The sequence below is a fragment of the Streptomyces sp. NPDC001700 genome (assembly GCF_053596435.1).
This window is the reverse complement of the sequence record NZ_JBSFGE010000001.1, coordinates 345,798-365,256: the sequence shown is the minus strand read 5'-3', so window position 1 is coordinate 365,256 and position 19,459 is coordinate 345,798. Positions and strand designations below refer to the sequence as shown.

Annotated in this window: 20 protein-coding genes; 9 read left to right on the top strand and 11 right to left on the bottom strand. The window is 71.8% G+C overall.

From position 1 onward, the window contains the following. Positions 1 to 67 precede the first annotated feature (67 nt). The 3 genes from ACWC5C_RS01665 to ctaC are packed head-to-tail and all read right to left on the bottom strand — an operon-like array spanning position 68 to position 3,161. Entirely contained in the window at positions 68 to 466 is a 399-nt protein-coding gene (locus tag ACWC5C_RS01665) for a cytochrome c oxidase subunit 4 (protein WP_385448003.1), read from the bottom strand. Further along, positions 463 to 2,202, bottom strand: coding sequence for an aa3-type cytochrome oxidase subunit I (ctaD, locus tag ACWC5C_RS01660; RefSeq protein ID WP_450872680.1), 1,740 nt, complete (start codon positions 2,200 to 2,202; stop codon positions 463 to 465). Before ctaD ends, ACWC5C_RS01665 begins: the two co-directional genes overlap by 4 nt. Then, positions 2,199 to 3,161, bottom strand: coding sequence for an aa3-type cytochrome oxidase subunit II (gene ctaC, locus ACWC5C_RS01655; RefSeq protein ID WP_385447999.1), 963 nt, complete (start codon positions 3,159 to 3,161; stop codon positions 2,199 to 2,201). Before ctaC ends, ctaD begins: the two co-directional genes overlap by 4 nt. Positions 3,162 to 3,520: 359 nt before the next feature. Here ctaC and ACWC5C_RS01650 point away from each other — a divergent pair, with 359 nt between their 5' ends. Then, a complete protein-coding gene (locus ACWC5C_RS01650) occupies positions 3,521 to 4,927 on the top strand; it encodes an aminotransferase class V-fold PLP-dependent enzyme (protein ID WP_450872678.1) in 1,407 nt (468 codons plus the stop codon). Positions 4,928 to 4,987: 60 nt separating this feature from the next. Here ACWC5C_RS01650 and ACWC5C_RS01645 read toward each other — a convergent pair whose 3' ends face one another. Next, positions 4,988 to 5,962: a carbohydrate kinase family protein gene (locus ACWC5C_RS01645; protein ID WP_450872676.1), complete on the bottom strand. Its 975-nt coding sequence runs from the start codon at positions 5,960 to 5,962 to the stop codon at positions 4,988 to 4,990. Positions 5,963 to 6,121: 159 nt separating this feature from the next. Here ACWC5C_RS01645 and ACWC5C_RS01640 point away from each other — a divergent pair, with 159 nt between their 5' ends. Together ACWC5C_RS01640 and ACWC5C_RS01635 are read left to right on the top strand one after the other, a co-directional pair. Then, complete coding sequence (locus ACWC5C_RS01640) at positions 6,122 to 6,346, top strand: hypothetical protein (protein ID WP_385447992.1); 225 nt, start codon at positions 6,122 to 6,124, stop codon at positions 6,344 to 6,346. A 143-nt stretch (positions 6,347 to 6,489) separates the two neighbouring features. Next, positions 6,490 to 7,959: a hypothetical protein gene (locus ACWC5C_RS01635; protein WP_450872674.1), complete on the top strand. Its 1,470-nt coding sequence runs from the start codon at positions 6,490 to 6,492 to the stop codon at positions 7,957 to 7,959. 69 nt (positions 7,960 to 8,028) lie between these two features. On the opposite strand, the gene erpA is transcribed toward ACWC5C_RS01635, so the two are convergent. Beyond that, positions 8,029 to 8,382 carry an iron-sulfur cluster insertion protein ErpA gene (gene erpA / locus ACWC5C_RS01630; protein ID WP_385447986.1) on the bottom strand — a complete coding sequence of 118 codons (354 nt, stop codon included), beginning with the start codon at positions 8,380 to 8,382 and terminating at the stop codon, positions 8,029 to 8,031. Positions 8,383 to 8,607: 225 nt separating this feature from the next. Here erpA and nadA point away from each other — a divergent pair, with 225 nt between their 5' ends. Next, on the top strand, positions 8,608 to 9,795 hold the full coding sequence (gene nadA, locus ACWC5C_RS01625; protein ID WP_385447984.1) for a quinolinate synthase NadA: 1,188 nt from the start codon (positions 8,608 to 8,610) through the stop codon (positions 9,793 to 9,795). Positions 9,796 to 9,822: 27 nt separating this feature from the next. Here the strand turns inward: nadA and ACWC5C_RS01620 are convergent, their stop codons facing one another. The 4 genes from ACWC5C_RS01620 to ACWC5C_RS01605 all read right to left on the bottom strand — a co-directional run bounded on the left by ACWC5C_RS01620 (position 9,823) and on the right by ACWC5C_RS01605 (position 12,969). Then, positions 9,823 to 10,500: a response regulator transcription factor gene (locus tag ACWC5C_RS01620; RefSeq protein ID WP_450872671.1), complete on the bottom strand. Its 678-nt coding sequence runs from the start codon at positions 10,498 to 10,500 to the stop codon at positions 9,823 to 9,825. Beyond that, on the bottom strand, positions 10,497 to 11,732 hold the full coding sequence (locus ACWC5C_RS01615; RefSeq protein ID WP_450872669.1) for a sensor histidine kinase: 1,236 nt from the start codon (positions 11,730 to 11,732) through the stop codon (positions 10,497 to 10,499). Before ACWC5C_RS01615 ends, ACWC5C_RS01620 begins: the two co-directional genes overlap by 4 nt. A gap of 124 nt (positions 11,733 to 11,856) precedes the next feature. Further along, entirely contained in the window at positions 11,857 to 12,135 is a 279-nt protein-coding gene (gene pspAA, locus ACWC5C_RS01610; protein WP_385447976.1) for a PspA-associated protein PspAA, read from the bottom strand. Positions 12,136 to 12,183: 48 nt separating this feature from the next. Then, complete coding sequence (locus tag ACWC5C_RS01605) at positions 12,184 to 12,969, bottom strand: PspA/IM30 family protein (protein WP_450872667.1); 786 nt, start codon at positions 12,967 to 12,969, stop codon at positions 12,184 to 12,186. A 309-nt stretch (positions 12,970 to 13,278) separates the two neighbouring features. Between ACWC5C_RS01605 and ACWC5C_RS01600 the strand changes: the two genes are divergently transcribed. Further along, on the top strand, positions 13,279 to 13,875 hold the full coding sequence (locus tag ACWC5C_RS01600) for a DUF3043 domain-containing protein (protein ID WP_385447971.1): 597 nt from the start codon (positions 13,279 to 13,281) through the stop codon (positions 13,873 to 13,875). Positions 13,876 to 13,955: 80 nt separating this feature from the next. Then, entirely contained in the window at positions 13,956 to 14,666 is a 711-nt protein-coding gene (locus ACWC5C_RS01595; protein WP_450873231.1) for a class I SAM-dependent methyltransferase, read from the top strand. Positions 14,667 to 14,736: 70 nt separating this feature from the next. Here the strand turns inward: ACWC5C_RS01595 and ACWC5C_RS01590 are convergent, their stop codons facing one another. Continuing rightward, positions 14,737 to 14,940 carry a hypothetical protein gene (locus ACWC5C_RS01590; RefSeq protein ID WP_385447968.1) on the bottom strand — a complete coding sequence of 68 codons (204 nt, stop codon included), beginning with the start codon at positions 14,938 to 14,940 and terminating at the stop codon, positions 14,737 to 14,739. 149 nt (positions 14,941 to 15,089) lie between these two features. On the opposite strand from ACWC5C_RS01590, the gene ACWC5C_RS01585 reads away from it, so the two are divergent. Both ACWC5C_RS01585 and cobT read left to right on the top strand, forming a co-directional pair. Then, a complete protein-coding gene (locus ACWC5C_RS01585; protein ID WP_450872664.1) occupies positions 15,090 to 16,292 on the top strand; it encodes a bifunctional adenosylcobinamide kinase/adenosylcobinamide-phosphate guanylyltransferase in 1,203 nt (400 codons plus the stop codon). A gap of 375 nt (positions 16,293 to 16,667) precedes the next feature. Continuing rightward, complete coding sequence (gene cobT, locus ACWC5C_RS01580; protein WP_450873229.1) at positions 16,668 to 17,720, top strand: nicotinate-nucleotide--dimethylbenzimidazole phosphoribosyltransferase; 1,053 nt, start codon at positions 16,668 to 16,670, stop codon at positions 17,718 to 17,720. 7 nt (positions 17,721 to 17,727) lie between these two features. Here the strand turns inward: cobT and ACWC5C_RS01575 are convergent, their stop codons facing one another. Then, positions 17,728 to 18,468 carry a hypothetical protein gene (locus tag ACWC5C_RS01575; RefSeq protein ID WP_450872662.1) on the bottom strand — a complete coding sequence of 247 codons (741 nt, stop codon included), beginning with the start codon at positions 18,466 to 18,468 and terminating at the stop codon, positions 17,728 to 17,730. 34 nt (positions 18,469 to 18,502) lie between these two features. Here ACWC5C_RS01575 and ACWC5C_RS01570 point away from each other — a divergent pair, with 34 nt between their 5' ends. After that, on the top strand, positions 18,503 to 19,384 hold the full coding sequence (locus tag ACWC5C_RS01570; RefSeq protein WP_450872660.1) for an adenosylcobinamide-GDP ribazoletransferase: 882 nt from the start codon (positions 18,503 to 18,505) through the stop codon (positions 19,382 to 19,384). Positions 19,385 to 19,459 lie beyond the last annotated feature (75 nt).

Below are 19,459 nucleotides of genomic sequence, written 5' to 3'. Positions count from 1 at the left end.
GCATCCGTGTGTTGACACACGGATGGGGCCCGACACCTGTCCGGTGTCGGGCCCCATTCGGGAACAGCTACTGGTTCTGGTTCTCGCCGCGGTAGTACTCGAAGACCCAGCCGAAGAGGCCGACCATGATCATCGGAGCGGAGAAGAACAGCAGCCACCAGCCGAAGACCACGCCCATGAAGGCCAGGGCGCCGCCGACGGCCAGGGAGAGCGGCTGCCAGCTGTGCGGGGAGAAGAAGCCCAGCTCACCAGCGTCGTCCGCGACATCGGCGTCCTCGTTGTCCTGCGCTCCGGCGTCCACCCGGCGCGCGGTGAACGCCAGGTAGAAGCCGATCATGATGCTCAGGCCGAAGGCGAGGAACAGCGCCGTGGTACCGGCGGGCTCCTTCGACCACACGCCGTAGACGATCGCCATCAGCAGGATGAAGACGGCGAGCCAGATGAACATCCGGCCTTGGACCTTCACTTGTCGGCCTCCTTACCACCCGCGAGGGCCTTGTCTGCGTCGGCCGCACCCTGGTGCTCGAGCTGGTCGAGCGCCGCGATCTCAGGGTGGTGCAGGTCGAACGCCGGGGATTCGGAACGGATCCGCGGCAGGGTGAGGAAGTTGTGCCGGGGCGGCGGGCAGGAGGTCGCCCACTCGAGCGAGCGGCCGTAGCCCCACGGGTCGTCGACCTCGACCTTCTTGCCGTACTTGGCGGTCTTCCACACGTTGTAGAGGAACGGCAGTATCGACAGACCGAGCAGGAACGAGCTGATCGTGGAGATCGTGTTCAGCGCGGTGAAGCCGTCGGCCGCCAGGTAGTCGGCGTACCGGCGCGGCATGCCCTCGGCGCCCAGCCAGTGCTGCACCAGGAAGGTGCCGTGGAAGCCGATGAACAGCGTCCAGAAGGTGATCTTGCCGAGCTTCTCGTCCAGCATCTTGCCGGTCATCTTCGGCCACCAGAAGTGGAAGCCGGAGAACATCGCGAAGACCACGGTGCCGAAGACCACGTAGTGGAAGTGGGCCACCACGAAGTACGAGTCGGAGACGTGGAAGTCCATCGGCGGCGACGCCAGGATGACGCCGGTGAGACCACCGAAGGTGAAGGTGATGAGGAAGCCGACCGCCCAGAGCATCGGGGTCTCGAAGCTCAGCGAGCCCTTCCACATCGTGCCGATCCAGTTGAAGAACTTGATACCGGTCGGAACCGCGATCAAGAACGTCATGAAGGAGAAGAACGGTAGGAGCACCCCGCCGGTGACGTACATGTGGTGCGCCCACACGGTCACCGACAGACCGGCGATGGAGATCGTCGCGGCGACCAGGGTGAAGTAACCGAACATCGGCTTGCGCGAGAAGACCGGGATGACCTCGGAAATGATTCCGAAGAACGGCAGCGCGATGATGTACACCTCTGGGTGTCCGAAGAACCAGAAGAGGTGTTGCCACAACAACGCCCCGCCATTGGCCGCGTCGAAGACATGCGCCCCGAATTTACGGTCCGCCTCCAGGGCGAACAGCGCGGCGGCCAGCACCGGGAAGGCCAGCAGGACCAGCACCGCGGTCAGCAGCACGTTCCAGGTGAAGATCGGCATGCGGAACATGGTCATGCCGGGAGCGCGCATGCAGATGATCGTGGTGATGAAGTTGACCGCACCGAGGATCGTGCCGAAGCCGGAGAAGGCCAGACCCATGATCCACATGTCGGCGCCGACGCCCGGCGAGCGGACCGCGTCCGACAGCGGTGAGTACGCGAACCAGCCGAAGTCGGCCGCGCCCTGCGGGGTCAGGAAGCCGCCCACCGCGATGAGCGAGCCGAAGAGGTACAGCCAGTACGCGAACATGTTCAGCCGCGGGAACGCCACATCGGGCGCGCCGATCTGGAGCGGCATGATCCAGTTCGTGAAGCCCGCGAACAGCGGGGTGGCGAACATCAGCAGCATGATCGTGCCATGCATGGTGAACGCCTGGTTGAACTGCTCGTTCGACATGATCTGCGTGCCGGGACGGGCCAGCTCGGCGCGCATGAAGAGCGCCATGAGTCCGCCGATGCAGAAGAACGCGAACGACGTGACCAGGTAGAGCGTGCCGATCGTCTTGTGGTCCGTGGTGGTCAGCCACTTGACGACGACATTGCCGGGCTGCTTGCGGCGCACCGGCAACTCATCCTCGTACGAGGCGGTTGCGTCGGCACCCTGGGGTTCGTTGAGGATGCTCACTGTGTCTTGGTCTCCGCGTTCTTGGCGGGGTCCGTCTGCGCAATGCCCGCCGGGATGTATCCCGTCTGGCCCTTCTTCGCCAGGTCCTTCAGGTGCTGCTGGTAGCGCTCCGGGGAAACGACCTTGACGTTGAAGAGCATCCGGGAGTGGTCGACGCCGCACAGCTCGGCACACTTGCCCATGAAGGTGCCTTCACGGTTCGGGGTGACCTCGAACCGGTTGGCATGGCCCGGGACGACGTCCATCTTCATCAGGAAGGGGACCACCCAGAACGAGTGGATGACGTCACGGGAGGTCAGGATGAACTCAACCGATTCACCCTTGGGCAGCCACAGGGTCGGACCCGGGTTGCCGTTCTGCGGATTCCGCTCGCCGGGGGTACCGGTCTCGTAGACGCCCTCGGCGCCCTTCGGGACGGTGTCGAGCATCTTGTCGGGGATGGACGACACCTCCTTCGGGAAGGCCTTGGGGCTGGCCGGATTCCCGTCCACGTCCTCCATGTAGTTGAAGCCCCAGCTCCACTGGTAGCCAACGACGTTGACCACGTGGTTGGGCTTCTTGGAGGTCTTGAGGAGGGCGTTCTCATCGCGCGCGGTGAAGTAGAACAGCACCGCGACGATGACGATCGGGACCACGGTGAACAGTGCCTCGAGAGGCATGTTGTACCGGACCTGTACCGGGACCTCGATGCGGGTCCTGGTCCGGCGGTGGAGGACCACCGACCACAGGATCAGGCCCCACACCAGCACGCCCACGGCGAGCGCTGCCGCCCACGAGCCCTGCCACAGGGAGAGGATCCGCGGCGCCTCCTCCGTGACCGGGGTGGGCATTCCGAGCCGGGGGAAGTCCTTGGATGTGCAACCGGTGGCGGTCGCCAGGACCGCGCCGGCGGACAGCGCCTGCAGCAGCTTCCGCCGCACCGGGCGCCGCGACGAGCGGTCGGAGCCGTTGGGACTCACGTAGCGCCTTCCCGAGAGTCTCGCCCGCGCGGTCGGCCGCGGCCGTCATCTGGTCGGTCGCCGGCCCGGTGCGGGCAGGGGTTTGGATGTTTATGCGGACCAAACCCTACTGGACGCCATTTGGCGCTGCGCGGGGAGGGTGCCCAACGCGCCGGACCCCTCCCCGAAGGGGTGGCGTCACCCCCGGAACAGCGCGGAATCCAGGCGGAATGACCTGCTCCGCCAGCGTTTTCCGGGCCCGGGGACGGGGCGACGTGTGGCCGGAGGGCGACAGGGGTACAGGTGGGACGGGCAGCGCCCCGTTCGTGTGATGCGCGCGCGTCGGTACGCCGTACGCCCGTGCGTGGCATGTTCTATACGTGTCCTATTTCGACGCGGCCTCGTCCGCACCGCTGCATCCCGTCGCCCGGCAGGCGCTGCTCGCCGCCCTCGACGAGGGGTGGGCCGACCCGGCCCGGCTCTACCGCGAGGGGCGGCGCGCCCGGCTGCTGCTGGACGCCGCGCGGGAGACCGCCGCCGAGGCCGTCGGATGCCGCCCCGACGAGCTGGCCTTCACCCCCTCGGGAACCCGCGCCCTGCACGACGGCATCGCCGGAGCGCTCGCCGGGCGGCGGCGGGCCGGGCGGCGGCTGATCGTCTCCGCCGTGGAGCACTCCGCGGTGTTCCAGGCCGCGGCGGCGCACGAGGCGTCCGGCGGCGCGGTCACCGAGGTCCCGGTGGACCGTACGGGCCGGGTCGCGCCGGACGCGTATACGACGGCCCTGCGCGAGGCCCCCGACGGCGTCGCGCTGGCCTGCCTCCAGTCCGCCAACCACGAGGTCGGCACGGTGCAGCCGGTGGCGGCGGCCGCGGAGGCGTGCGCGGCGGACGGCGTACCGCTGCTGGTGGACGCGGCCCAGTCGCTGGGCTGGGGCCCGGTGGAGGGCACGTGGTCGCTGCTCACGGCGAGCGCCCACAAGTGGGGCGGCCCGGCCGGGGTGGGGCTCCTCGCGGTGCGCAAGGGCACCCGGTTCCGTCCGGTCGCGGCGGACGAGCGGGAGTCGGGCCGCGCCCCGGGCTTCGAGAACCTCCCGGCCATCGTCGCGGCCGCCGCCTCCCTGCGCGCCGTGCGGGCCGAGGCCGCCGGGGAGGCGGCGCGGCTGCGGGAGCTGGTGGACCGCGTCCGGGCCCGGGTGCCGGAGCTGGTGCCGGACGTGGAAGTGGTCGGCGATCCGGAGCGGCGGCTGCCGCATCTGGTCACCTTCTCGTGTCTCTATGTCGACGGGGAGGCGCTGCTGCACGAGCTGGACCGGGCGGAGTTCTCGGTCTCCTCCGGCTCGTCGTGCACGTCGAGCACGCTGGTCCCCAGCCATGTGCTGCGGGCCATGGGGGTGCTGTCCGAGGGCAACATCCGGGTCTCGCTCCCGCGCGGGACCGCGGAGACGGACGTGGACCGGTTCCTGGAGGTGCTGCCGGGCGTGGTGGCCGGGGTCCGCGAGCGGCTGGGCGCCCCGTCGGCCCCGGCCGGGGCCGCCCCCGCCGGGGAGACCGCTTCCGAGGGTCCTGGCCTGGTGGTCGACTCGCTGGGCAAGCGGTGCCCGATTCCGGTGATCGAACTGGCCAAGGTCATCGGCGACGTACCGGTGGGCGGGGTGGTGACCGTGCTGTCCGACGACGACGCGGCGCGGCTGGACATCCCGGCGTGGTGCGAGATGCGGGGGCAGGGTTACGAGGGCGAGCGCCCGGCCGAGCGCGGCACGGCGTACCGGGTGCGCCGCCGGACGTAAGACCTGACGCAGGGTGGGGCCGGGGGACGCGCCCCCGGCCCCACCCTGTGCGTACTGCCGTCAGGCCAGGTGGCCGCCGATCTCGGCGGCCGCCTCGGGGCCGTAGGCCTTGGCGAAACGTTCCATGAAGTGGCCCCGGCGCAGCTCGTACTCCTGCGTGCCGACCGTCTCGATGACGAGCGTCGCGAGCATGCAGCCCACCTGGGCGGCGCGCTCCAGCGGGAGCTTCCAGGACAGACCGGAGAGGAAGCCCGCGCGGAAGGCGTCGCCGACGCCCGTGGGGTCGGCCTTCCGCTCCTCTTCGGCGCAGCCGACGACGATCGGCTCCTCGCCCTCGCGCTCGATCCGGACGCCCTGGGCGCCCAGCGTGGTGATGCGGGTGCCGACCTTGGCGAGGATCTGCTCGGAGGTCCAGCCGGTCTTGGTCTCGATCAGCGCGGCCTCGTACTCATTGGTGAAGAGGTATTCCGCACCGCCCACCAGCACCCGGATGTCCTCGCCGTCCATGCGGGCGAGCTGCTGCGAGGGGTCGGCGGCGAACGGGATGCCGCGCGAGCGGCACTCCTCGGTGTGGCGGACCATCGCCTCCGGGTCGTCCGCGCCGATGAGCACCAGGTCCAGCCCGCCGACCCGCTCGGCGACCGGCTGCAGCTCGATCTGGCGGGCCTCGCTCATCGCGCCGGGGTAGAAGGAGGCGATCTGGTTCTGGTCGTCGTCCGTGGTGCAGACGAAGCGCGCGGTGTGCAGCACCTCGGAGATCCGGACGGACTGGGTGTCCACACCGTGCCGGTCCAGCCAGGCGCGGTATTCGGCGAAGTCCTCGCCGGCCGCGCCGACCAGGACCGGGTGCTGCCCGAGCACTCCCATGCCGAAGCAGATGTTCGGGGCGACCCCGCCCCGGCGGACTTCGAGCTTGTCGACCAGGAAGGAGAGGGAGACCGTGTGCAACTGGTCGGCGACCAGCTGATCGGCAATGCGTCCGGGGAAGGTCATCAGATGGTCGGTGGCGATGGAGCCGGTGACGGCGATACGCACGAGAGCTGCTCCTGTTTCGGGGCGGCGGCGAAATCGGACGCTTCACGCTATCGGCTTCCCCGGCCGCTTACGAACGGCAGGAAGTACCCGTTAGTAGGGCATACGGTGCGGAGATGACGGGGCTCGTGCCCGTGCGGGCCCCCTGGACCGGGAGTTCGTATGCCGCAGCACGTCACCCCCGACCTGCCCGCCGCCGGAGTGATCGAACCCGACGCCCTGGCCGAACTGCGCGGCTACGGCGCCCGGATGGCGCCGCACTGGGCGGTTCCGGTGGTCACCGTAGCGCCTCCCGCCGCGCCCGTGTCTCCGTCGCGCATCCGAGGGATCACGGTTTCGGCCGCGTCGGCGGATCTGGTCGACGGCATGTCCGACTACGGCGACTGAGCGCGGCCGCCGTGAACGGCCGCCACTGAGCGGCCGAAAAACGGCGGAAGGAACCAGCCGCCGCTTCACCCCGTCACAACGGCGACCCCCTCGCGAGGGCAAGGGACCGGACAGAGCGTGAGCGGAGCCGAAGGAGTGAAACGGTGAGCACCGAGGAGACCGACACCCCGCAGACCCCCGACGACGACCATCCGCAGCCGCGTCGGCGTTCCCGGCTGGCCGTCGTATCGGTGGCGGCCGCGGTGCTGGTCGCCGGTGGCGGCAGCGCCTACTGGGCCTCGACCGCGGCGAACGGCGGCGGCTCCCAGGGCCCGGGCTCGGGTGGAACCCCCCAGCCCCTCGCACTGGACGCGTACGCCGCCCCGGCGGGGCACGAGGGGATCGCGGTCGGCGAGCCCGATCCGAGCGGCGGCGACCGCTACGTGGTCAAGGGGAAGCTTCCCGACGGGCCCGACGAGGCGCCCGTCTACCGAACCGGCGCCAAGGTCACCAAGGCCGATGTGGCGCGGCTGGCGAAGGCCCTGGACGTCTCCGGCAGCCCCCGCGCCGAGCACGGCTCCTGGAAGGTCGGGGGCACGGAGGACGGCCGGGGCCCGGTGCTGCGGGTCAGCGAGAAGGGCCCGGGCAGCTGGTCGTTCTCCCGCTTCGGGACGCCGGGCGGCGACACGTGCGTGCATCCGCCGAGCGCGGGGCCGAAGGCCGGAAGCACCTCCTGCCCGACCTACCGGGACGGCGAGAAGAAGAGCGGCACCGACAGGAGCGGCAAGAGCGGTGACGACAAGGCCGTGTCCGAGGAGAAGGCCAAGCGCACGGCCGGGCCGGTGCTGAAGGCACTCGGGCTGTCCGGCGCGAAACTCGACGCGGGCGGCCGCTACGGCGCCGTGCGCATGGTGAACGCGGACCCGGTGCTGGACGAGCTGCCCACCCACGGCTGGACGACCAGCCTCCAGATCGGCGCGGACGGCGGTCTGGTCGGCGGGAGCGGCATGCTGGCGGAGCCGACGGAGGCCGACAGCTATCCGCTGATCAGCGCGGGGCAGGCGCTGAAGAAGCTCAACGCCACGGCGCCGAAGAGCGGTGCGAAGGGGGCGGGGAAGGTGGCCGTGAAGTCGGTGACCTTCGGGCTGGCCTCGCACTCCGTGGCCGGACAGCGCGCGCTGGTGCCGTCGTGGATCTTCAAGACGGAGCCGACCGGGGCCAACGGCGTCGCGGTGACCCTCCCCTACCCGGCGGTGAAGCCGGAGTTCATCAAGAAGAAGGCGGACCAGCCGAAGGACACCGGCGGCGAGGCCCCGGGCCAGGGCCAGAAGCGCAGTGAGCCGGGCACGCCGGGCCGCGGTTCCAAGGCCGACGACATCACCTCGTACAGCGCGGACGGGAAGACCCTGACGCTGCGCTTCTGGGGCGGGGTGTGCGACACCTACTCGGTCTCCGCCGAGGAGACGTCGAAGAAGGTGACGGTCGAGGTCGAGAGCAAGCCGAAGCGTCCGGGCCAGGCCTGCATCCTCATGGCCAAGGAGATGACCAAGAAGGTCACGCTCGACAAGCCGCTGGACGGCCGTGAGGTCGTCGACAAGTCGACGGGCGACAAGATCCCGGCGCAGAAGAAGTAGCCCCAGCACATACCGAAGGCGGCGGGTCCGGATGGACCCGCCGCCTCCGTATGCCGGTCGCTTCAGGGCTCAGCTGAAGGAGTCGCCGCAGGCGCAGGAGCCCGAGGCGTTCGGGTTGTCGATCGTGAAGCCCTGCTTCTCGATGGTGTCGACGAAGTCGATCGAGGCACCGCCCAGGTACGGGGCGCTCATCCGGTCGGTCACGACCTTGACGCCGTCGAAGTCCTTCACGACGTCGCCGTCGAGCGCGCGCTCGTCGAAGAAGAGCTGGTAGCGCAGGCCGGAGCAGCCACCGGGCTGGACGGCGACGCGCAGCGCGAGGTCCTCGCGGCCCTCCTGCTCCAGCAGGCTCTTGACCTTCGACGCGGCGGCGTCGGACAGGATGATGCCCTCGCTCGCGGTGGTCTCGTCCTGAACGGTCATCTGCTTCTCTCCCGGGTCGTACGGACTACTTGCCGTCGGCACCAACCAACGGCACCCCGGATTCATTCCGGGCCCAGCGCATGTTCCTGGCACTTCATGCTCGCACACAGGGCGCGCGGTCCGGAATGCGTCACATCGACGCGATGCCCATCGTCAACATGACGTGAAGCGGTTATGATAGATAGCGTCAAATTGACGATTAGGGTTCCGAGTGAAGAAAGAAGGGTGCGTGTTGTGACCACCGCCCAGCCCCTCGACGTCCAGCCGACCCCGCTCGCGCTGCTCCTGCTCGGCCGTGACGCCGACCCGAGGAGCGAACGCGGTGTGGAGTGCCCCGGCGACCTCCCCGCGCCCTCCGACCCGGATCTGGTGGCCCGCGCCCGCGCGGCCAAGGAGAAGCTCGGCGACAAGGTCTTCGTGCTCGGCCACCACTACCAGCGCGACGAGGTCATCGAATTCGCCGATGTCACCGGCGACTCCTTCAAGCTCGCCCGTGACGCGGCCGCCCGGCCGGACGCCGAGTACATCGTCTTCTGCGGTGTGCATTTCATGGCGGAATCCGCCGACATCCTGACCGGCGACGCCCAGCAGGTCGTCCTCCCCGACCTGGCGGCGGGCTGCTCGATGGCCGACATGGCCACCGCCGAGCAGGTCGCCGAGTGCTGGGACGTGCTGACCGACGCGGGCGTCGCCGGGACGACGGTGCCCGTCTCGTACATGAACTCCTCCGCCGACATCAAGGCCTTCACCGGCCGCCACGGCGGCACGATCTGCACCTCCTCCAACGCCCGCCGCGCCCTGGACTGGGCGTTCCAGCAGGGCGAGAAGGTGCTGTTCCTGCCCGACCAGCACCTGGGCCGGAACACCGCCGTGCGGGACATGGGCATGACGCTGGACGACTGCGTCGTCTACAACCCGCACAAGCCCGGTGGCGGGCTGACCGCCGAGCAGCTGCGCGCCGCCAAGATGATCCTGTGGCGCGGCCACTGCTCGGTGCACGGCCGCTTCTCGCTGGAGTCCGTACGAGACGTCCGCGAGCGCATACCGGGCGTCAACGTGCTGGTGCACCCCGAGTGCAAACACGAGGTCGTCGCGGCGGCGGACCTCGTCGGCTCGACCGAGTACATCATCAAGGCGCTCGAAGCCGCCCCGCCCGGCAGCAAGTGGGCCATCGGCACCGAGCTGAACCTCGTCCGGCGGCTGGCGAACCGATTCGCCGCCGAGGACAAGGAGATCGTCTTCCTCGACAAGACGGTGTGCTTCTGCTCGACCATGAACCGGATCGACCTGCCGCACCTGGTGTGGGCCCTGGAGTCGCTGGTGGCGGGCAAGGTCGTGAACCGCATCCAGGTGGACGCCGAGACGGAGGCCCACGCGAAGGCCGCCCTGGAACGGATGCTGGCGCTCCCGTAGCCCGCCCCCGCTCCCCCGCCCCGGTGGCTACGCGCCGGGGCGGACCAGGCCCGTCTCGTACGCGATGACCACCAGCTGGGCCCGGTCCCGCGCGCCCAGCTTCGCCATCGCCCGGTTGACGTGCGTCTTCACGGTCAGCGGGCTGACCTCCAGGCGGGTGGCGATCTCGTCGTTGGAGTGGCCGCCCGCGACCTGGACCAGGACCTCGCGCTCCCGGCCCGTGAGGGCGTCCAGCCGGGAGGCCTCGTACGGGCTGTCGCCGGAGACCGGGGCGCCCTGGGCCAGGAAGCGGGCGATCAGGCCCTTGGTGGCGACCGGGGAGAGCAGCGCCTCGCCCGCCGCCGCGATGCGGATGGCGGCCAGCAGCTCGCCGGGTTCCGCCCCCTTGCCGAGGAAGCCGCTCGCCCCGGCCCGCAGCGAGTCCACCACGTACTCGTCGACCTCGAAGGTGGTCAGCATGACCACCCGGACGTCCGCGAGGCGCGGGTCCTCACTGATCATGCGGGTGGCGGCGAGCCCGTCCGTTCCGGGCATGCGGATGTCCATCAGCACCACGTCGGCGCCCTTGGCGCGCACGATGTCGACCGCCTCCGCGCCGTCCGATGCCTCACCGACCACCTCCATATCGGGCTCCGAGTCCACCAGCACCCGGAACGCGCTGCGCAGCAGCGTCTGGTCATCGGCGAGCAGCACCTTGATCGTCATGAATCCCCTCCCCTGCGGGTCTGCAGAGGAAGTGTCGCCCGCACCTCGAAGCCGCCCTCGGGGCGGGTCCCCGCCTCGCAGGTGCCGCGCAGCGCGGCGACCCGCTCGCGCATCCCCAGCAGCCCGTGGCCGCCCCCGTCGTCGCCGGACGGATTGCCGACGCCGTCGTCCCGTACGGTGATCTCCAGCGCGCCGTCCGTGCGGACGATGCGGACCTCGGCCCTGACATCGGGCCCGGCGTGCTTGTGCACATTGGTCAGCGCCTCCTGGACCACCCGGTACGCGGTGAGGTCCACCGAACCGGCGAGCGCCCCGAGGCCGTCCTGCGGATGCTCCTTGACCTCGACCCGCATCCCGGCCCGTACGAAGCCGTCCACCAGCTGGTCGAGGACGCCGAGGCCCGGCGCGGGCTCGGTGGGCGCCGCGGGGTCGCCGTACTGCCGGAGCAGGCCGACGGTGGCGCGCAGCTCGTCCAGCGCCGAGCGGCTGGCCTGCCGTACGTGGGCGAGCGCCTCCTTGGCCTGGTCCGGGCGGTTGTCCATGACGTGCGAGGCGACCCCGGCCTGGACGTTGACCAGCGCGATGTGGTGCGCGACGACGTCGTGCAGCTCGCGCGCGATCCGCAGCCGCTCCTCGGCGACCCGGCGCCGGGCCTCCTCCTCGCGGGTGCGCTCGGCGCGCTCGGCCCGCTCCTCGATCGCGGCGATGAAGGCGCGGCGGCTGCGGACGGCGTCGCCCACGGCGGCGGCGAGCCCGGTCCAGGCGAAGATGCCCCAGTTCTCCTGCGCGTACCAGGGGGTCAGCCCGAAGAGCATGCCGGTGCCGGTGAGCACCACGGCCGTGACGGCGCCGATCCGCCAGGTGGTGGGCCGGTCGGTGCGCGCGGCGACCGTGTAGAGCGCGACCACGACCCCGAAGACGATCGAGGTGCGCGGCGGCCCGTCGTCGTTGGTGACGATCTCGATGACGCTGATCGCGCAGGTGAACGCCAGCACCGCGCGCGGCAGCTCACGGCGCAGGACGAGCGAGGCGGAGGTGAGGGTGGCCAGCAGCCCGAAGAAGGCACCGACGTGCTGGTGGTCGCGCAGATGCGGGTTGGACACCGCGCCGATGAGGATCAGGGCGAGGCAGCCCGCGGCCACGAGGGTGTCCAGGGCGCGTGGATGGGCGGCCAGCCAGCGGTGCGGACGGGCCAGGCCGGGCCCGACGGCGAGGGGAGTCACGGGATCCAACGGTAAACGCCGCGCCCCGCCGCCACGGCGACGCGTCTCCCGTACGGCATCGGCGCGATCCGCCGGGACCCGGTCTGTGGCCTGGTATGTCGCCTGCGAGGACGCTCGGTCTGCGGGCACGGTGTCAGCCCGGGATGAGGCCGTCGTCCTTGAGCATCGCCTTGACGTCCTCAAGCGTCGCCTCGGGGGCGGGCAGGATCAGATCGGACGGTTCCAGCGCGTCGGCGGGCAGCGGCTCGCCTGCCGAGCGCACCGCGTCGAGGAGCGCGCCGAAGGTGCGCCGGAAGCCGTCGTGGTCGCCGCTCTCGATTTCGGCGAGCAGATCGTCGTCCAGCTTGTTGAGTCCGGGCAGATGGCTGTCGTCCACCCGCATCTGCCCCTCCCCCATGATCCGTACGATCATGACGACCTCCTTGGGACGCCGGAGAAGACCACGCCCGGGCGGGGGCGGCTACTGCTTGTCGAACTTATGCTGATTCGGCGACTGCTGCGACTGCTGCGACTGGTCCTGCTGGCCGCCCTCGATCGCCTGCTGCGAGCTGCTGCCACCGGCCAGCTCGGCCTTCATACGCTGCAGCTCCAGCTCGACGTCCGTGCCGCCGGAGATCCGGTCCAGCTCGGCCGCGATGTCGTCCTTGGCCATCCCGGACTGGTCGTCGAGCGCGCCGGAGGCCAGCAGCTCGTCGATCGCGCCCGCGCGGGCCTGCATCTGCGCGGTCTTGTCCTCGGCGCGCTGGATCGCCATGCCGACGTCGCCCATCTCCTCGGAGATGCCGGAGAACGCCTCGCCGATCCGGGTCTGCGCCTGGGCGGCGGTGTAGGTGGCCTTGATGGTCTCCTTGCGGGTGCGGAACGCGTCGACCTTGGCCTGCAGCCGCTGCGAGGCCAGGGTGAGCTTCTCCTCCTCGCCCTGCAGCGTCTGGTGCTGCGCCTCCAGGTCGGTGACCTGCTGCTGCAGCGCGGCACGGCGGGACAGCGCCTCGCGCGCCAGGTCCTCCCGGCCGAGCGCGAGCGCCTTGCGGCCCTGGTCCTCCAGCTTGGCGGACTGGCCCTGCAACTGGTTCAGCTGCAGCTCCAGACGCTTACGGGAGGTGGCCACGTCGGCCACCCCGCGCCGGACCTTCTGCAGCAGCTCCAGCTGCTTCTGGTACGAGTAGTCAAGGGTCTCGCGCGGGTCCTCGGCCCGGTCCAGGGCCTTGTTGGCCTTCGCGCGGAAGATCATCCCCATACGCTTCATGACACCGCTCATGGGCCTCGCGCGCCCCCTTCTGACGGACTTGTGGAACCAGCACACCCAACAGACCCAGCCTACGGGCCCTGCTTCCATTACCGCACTGTTCCGCCCGTCCCGCGCTCCTCCTGCAGGACGATCGCGGTCCGGGCGCCTCCGGCGCAGGGAGGAGCGCGACCACCCCGACCACCCCGCCCACCCCGCCCACTCTGTCCGCTTTGCCCGTTTCTGCCGCGTGCGCGGCGGGAAAGCGGTTGCCGGATCTTTCCCCCTGACACTGGGGCCCACACTCGCGAACCCGTACCCTTGGGCTTTGTGTTCCGAAGCCGTTCCAAGGATGAGCAGGCCGCCACCGCCAAGGTGACCGCGGACCAGCCGCAGCAGACCCGTGACCCTCAGGCGCCCAAGGGCCGCCCCACTCCCAAGCGGAGTGTGGCCCAGTCGCAGCGCCGCAGCCTGGCGAATACGCCGACGACCCGCAAGGACGCCGCCAAGCGGCAGAAGGAGGCCCGCCGCGCCGATCTGACGCGCCAGCGCGAGGCACTGGCCGGTGGCGACGAGCGCTATCTGCCCGCCCGCGACAAGGGTCCGGTGCGCCGCTTCGCCCGTGACTACGTGGACTCGCGGTTCGTCATCGCCGAGTTCTTCCTGCCGCTCGCCGTGCTGATCATGGTGCTCAGCATGATCCAGGCCGGGGCCATGCAGAGCTATGTGCTGCTGCTCTGGATGGTCGTCATCGTGCTGATCGTCCTGAACTCGTTCGTCCTCGCCTTCCAGCTCAAGCGGCAGCTGCGGCAGAAGTTCCCGGACGAGAACCTGCGGGGCGTGATCGCGTACGCCCTCATGCGCACCCTCCAGATGCGCCGGCTGCGTCTGCCCAAGCCGCAGGTCAAGCGCGGAGAGCGGCCCTGAGCGGGACCTCCGGCTTCGCCGGTGGGGCGGCCGGCTGGCTCGGCGGCCTCGGAAGCTTACGGAACACGGTCCGCCAGGCCCTGGTCGCCCATCAGCTCGATGAGCAGATCACCTCGCGGTTCCGTTTCGACCAGCGGCTCAGGGTGCTCGACGTCGGCCTCGGCCAGGGCACCCAGGCGCTGCGATTAGCCCGTGCCGGTCACCAGGTGACCGGCGTCGAATCCGATCCGGCGATGCTGGAGGCGGCCCGTACCGCGCTGGCCGACGAGCCCGAGGGCATCCGGCAGCGGGTGAGGCTGCTGCAAGGCGACGGCCGGGAGACCGGCGCGACGTTCCTGCCCGGCGCCTTCGACGTGGTGCTCTGCCACGGGGTGCTGATGTACACGGCCGAGCCGGACCCGCTGCTCGCCGGTCTTGCCCGGGTGCTGGCCCCCGGCGGACTGCTCTCGCTCCTGGTGCGCAACGCCGACGCGCTCGCGATGCGGCCGGGGCTGGCCGGTGACTGGGACACCGCGCTCGGCTCGTTCGACTCCCCGGTGTATACGAACCGCCTCGGGCTCCAGGTCCGCGCCGACCGGCGCGAGGAGCTGACCACGACGCTCACCGCGATCGGGGCTCCGCTGCACGCCTGGTACGGGGTGCGGGTCTTCACCGACCGGGCCCCCGACACCGCCGAGCCCCCGCCGTCCCCCGAGTGGGACCGCCTGCTGGCCGCCGAGGAGCGGGCGGGGCGCACCGACCCGTACCGCGCGGTGGCGGCGCTGCTGCATCTGTGCGGCGTACGCGGCTGATGTGCGGCGTACGCGGCTGAAGCGGCGTACGCGGCTGAGGGGGGCGGCGCCCCGCCCCCCTGCTGCTCGGCTATTCCGCGTTCAGGCTCATCGGGCCGTAGATCTTCGACCCGTCCTCGAAGAGCGTGACCTGTTCCGCGCCGCCCTCCAGCAGCGCCTTCCACTCCTCACCGATCCATGACTCCGCGTCCCCCTGGGTCGGGAACTCCTCGGGCTGCACCGCGGGTGCCGTCTCCGTCCCGTCGGACTTCTCGAACCGCCACGTCCAGGCCATGTCCGCCTCCTCGATCCCACCGGTCGACACGTGATATCTGCCCGCAGCCTAGGCGACTGATCACTCCGTACGGCTCCGAACCGATGGGTACGCCGCCGTGGAGGGTGACCCGGCGCGCCCGCCCCGCGGGGACGCGAGACGATCGTGGCGTGGAACTCACTCTTCTGGGCACCGGGGCCCCCGATGGACTGCCGCGCCACGGATGTCCCTGCGCGGCCTGCGCGACCGCCGTCGGCGACGAGGCACGGGCGGCGACGGCACTCCTGATCGACGGCGCGCTGCTCCTCGACCTCACCCCGGGCGCCGCCTTCGCGGCGGCGCGGGCCGGATACTCGCTGGTCGGGGTGCGGCAGGTGCTCCTCTCCCATCCCCACGCGGGCCCGGCCGTCGAGTTCCCGGCCGGGCTCCCGGCGCCGGGGCGGGTGCCGGACGGGCGCGAGCTGTCCCTGATCAGCGGGCACCGGGTGCGGGCGGTGGCGCTGGACTCGCCCGGTACGGGGTACGAGGTGACCGGCCCCGACGGCAGCCGCCTGCTGTACCTGCCGCCGGGCGGCGCCCCGTCCGGGCTGTCCGGTCCCGTTCCCGAGCCGTACGACATGGTCGTGCTCGACGTCCTCGGCCGCCCGGACGCGCTGGCCCGGCTCCGGTCGTCCGGCGGCGTGGGCGCCACCACCGATGTGGTGGCCGTCCACCTCGACCACACCGTGCCGCCCGGCGCCGAGATGCACCGCCGTCTCGCGACGGCGGGCGCGCGGGCCGTACCGGACGGGAAGACGCTGTTCGTCGGCGAGTACCACGAGGTGCCGGACCTGCCCCGGCGCACCCTGGTGCTGGGCGGGGCGCGGTCCGGCAAGTCGCTCGAAGCGGAACGGCGGCTGGCCGCCTTCCCCGACGTGCTGTACGTGGCGACCGGCGGCACCCGGGACGGCGACGGGGAGTGGGCCGCCCGCATCGCCGCCCACCGCGACCGGCGGCCCGGTTCGTGGCGTACGGCCGAGACCTGCGACCTGGTGCCGCTGCTGGCGCGGGACGGCGCCCCGCTGCTGATCGACTGTCTGTCGCTGTGGCTCACCGACGCGATGGACTCGGTCGGCGCCTGGGACGACGAGAAATGGACCCACGGCGGTGAACGCGCCCTGCACGAGCGGGTCGCCGCGCTCGTCGCGGCGGTGCGGGCGACGGAGCGGACGGTGGTGGCGGTAAGCAACGAGGTCGGCGCCGGGGTCGTCCCCGCGACGGCTGCGGGGCGCCGCTTCCGGGACGAGCTGGGTCGGCTGAACGCGGCGCTGGCGGCCGAGTGCGAGCAGGTACTCCTGGTAGTAGCTGGCCAGCCTCTGCCGTTGCGCAGCTGAGCGCCGGGAGCCTTCCCCACCCCGCCCCTTCCCGAACCGGGGCTCCGCCCCGGCCCCCGCTCCTCAATCGCCGGAGGGGCTGGGGGCACGCCCGGCGGGGCTGGGCGGTAGCCCGGCGGGGCTGAAGGTGAGGCGCCGCATGTGCCGCTGGTTGTGGGCAATCGTTCCGCCGGGGCGGAACGGGTGGGCACAACCGGGCCACCGGGCCGCACCCGGCAACGAAACCCGGGTGCAGCGGAGCTGCCGGGGGCCGGGGGTGTCCTCCGGTTTCGGGGAGGGGCGGGGTGGGTGAAGAGGCCCCCGGCCGGGGGGGATTCCCGGGGGCCGGGGTTTCAACATCGGGTGGCCGGTAGGGTTCACGGCGTGAGCAGCGGCCTGAATCTCGATGACTTCGTCGACCTGATCGAGCGCCCCGACGGGGGCATCCGACGTGACGCCGAGGAGCGGCGGGAGCGGCTGGCGCCGCCGCCCGGCGCACTCGGGCGGCTGGACGAGCTGGGCGAGTGGCTGGCCGCCGCCCAGCAGCAGGTGCCGGTCAAGCCCATCGAACGCCCCCGCGTGGTGCTGTTCGCGGGCGACCACGGCATCGCCGAACTCGGCGTCTCCGCCCGCCCGGCAGGCAGCGCCCACGCCCTCGTCCGCGCCGTGATCGACGGCGAGAGCAGCGTCGCCGTGCTCGCCCGCCGCTTCGGGGTGCCCGTCCGCGTCGTCGACATGGCGCTGGACTGCGACCCGGCCGAGCTGCCCGCCGAGGTCACCCGGCACCGGGTGCGCCGGGGTTCGGGGCGGCTCGACATCGAGGACGCGCTGACCGCCGAGGAGGCCGAGCAGGCGTTCCGTACCGGCATGGCCATCGCCGACGAGGAAGCCGACGCGGGTACGGACCTCATCGTGCTCGGCGACCTCAGCGTCGGCGGCACCACCGCCGCGGCCACCCTGACCGCCGCGCTGTGCGGCACGGACGCGTCCGTGGTGACCGGGCGCGGCGGGGCCGGGATCGACGATCTGGCCTGGATGCGCAAGTGCGCGGCGATCCGGGACGGGCTGCGCCGGGCCCGTCCGGTCCTCGGCGACCAGCTCCAGCTGCTGGCCACGGTCGGCGGCGCGGACCTCACCGCGATCACCGGCTTTCTGCTCCAGAGCGCGGTGCGCCGCACCCCCGTGATCCTCGACGGCGTCGTCTCGGCGGCCTGCGCGCTGGTCGCCCAGCGGGTGGCGTTCCGCGCGCCGGACTGGTGGCTGGCGGGGCAGGCCAGCGGCGAACCGGCGCAGGAGAAGGCGCTCGACCGGATCGCGCTCGACCCGCTGCTCGACCACGGCGTGACCGTGGGCGAGGGCGCGGGGGCGCTGCTGGCGCTGCCGCTGGTCCAGGCGGCCGCGGCGCTCGCGGGGGAACTGCCCGAGCGGGCACAGGACGACAAGGACTGACGGTCGCTCAGGACGGTTCGGAGAAGCCGCCGATCCAGTCCTGGAGCCGCCGCCGTACCCCGTCCCAGCGCGCGTCGTGGCGCGCGGCCCGGCGGCGGGCCCGCGCCCGGGTCCGGGGCCGGTGGCGGTAGACGCGGCGCGCCCACGGCGATCCGGGGCGCGCCAGCCGTACGGCGCCGACGATCGCCACCAGCGGCACCAGCACCCCGATCACCGCGATCCGCAACTTGCCCTTGACGAGGGCCAGTAGCGCGAAGGCGAAGTTGACGGAGACCTCCGCGACCACCGCCCCGCGGTCGCCGCGCTCGGCGTCCGACACCTCGTTCACCCCGAACGGCAGGAAGCCGCTGAGCACCAGCGCGACCAGGGCCGCGGTGACCACGACGACCTCGACGCTCTGTCTGCCCTGCTCGGACCAGTAGACGTCGTGCAGGTGGAGGATCAGCGCGAACTCGTCGAGCACCAGCCCCGCGCCCACCCCGAAGAGCACCGCCGAGACCGCCGCCCCCACCCCGTGCCGCGCGCTGGCGACCGCGCCGAAGCCGCCGATGACGGTCAGGATCACGCCGGGCACCACGTGGTGCACATGCACCCCGCCGGGGGTGACGTTGCGGAACGGGCCCTTGCCCGCCTTGATCAGCCGGGTGATCGTGCGCGTGATCACGAACGAGAGGATGAACGAGGCCAGCGCGAGGAGCAGCGGCAGCTTGCCGGGCTCGGCGATGTTGCGTTCCCACCAATGGGCCATGGCCCGTCAGGGTCGCGCGATACCCTGCGGCGCGATGGACACCACGCCGGAGCAGTCCCCCGACCGCCAGCCGGATCCGGACCCCGAAATACCAGGGGAACCGGATCCCGGAATACCGCCGCGTCCGGCGCACCCCCCGCGCGCCTCCCTCGACGACGGCCTCCGCTTCGCCTTCGGCACGCTCACGGCGCTGCCCGTACGGGTGGCGCGCTGGGATCGCGAGGCGGCGCGCGTCGGCATGCTGTGCGCCCTGCCGGTCGGGCTGACGGTCGGGCTGTGCGCGGCCGCGCTGGGCGGCGTCCTGCTGTTCCTCGGCGCCGGGCCGCTGCTCGCGGCCGTCGCCACCGCCGCCGTACCGGCCGTACTGACCCGCGGGCTGCACCTCGACGGGCTCGCGGACACCGCGGACGGCCTCGGCAGCGGCAAGCCCGCGGACGAGGCACTGCGGATCATGAAGCGCTCGGACATCGGCCCGTTCGGCGTCATCACCCTGCTGTTCGTGCTGCTCGTACAGGTGGCGGCGCTGGCCGAGCTGTACGGGCAGAGCTGGACGCGCGGCGCGGTGGCCGCCGCCGCGTCGGGGCTCGTCGCCCGGTGCGCCCTGACCCTCGCCGCCCGCCAGGGGATGCCCGCGGCCCGGCCGGAGGGGCTGGGCGCGGCGGTCGCCGGGGTGGTCCCGCCACGGGCTGCGGCCAGCGCGGCCGCGCTGGCCGTCGTCGCGTGCGCGGGGGCGGGCGCGCTCGTCGGCGTGTACGCGATGCCGATGCACGCCCTGGCGGCCCTGGCCGGGCTCGGCGCCGCCGATCTGCTCTCCCGCCACTGCGTACGCCGCTTCGACGGCGTGACGGGCGACGTCTTCGGCGCCCTCGCCGAGACGGCGGCCACGGCGGCCCTGCTGGTCCTGACGTTCGGCTGAGACGTACGGCTACGCCCTTGGCGCCCCGGAGGCGAACGGCGCTCTGAAATAAGGTTGTCCCGAGGCTGACCACAT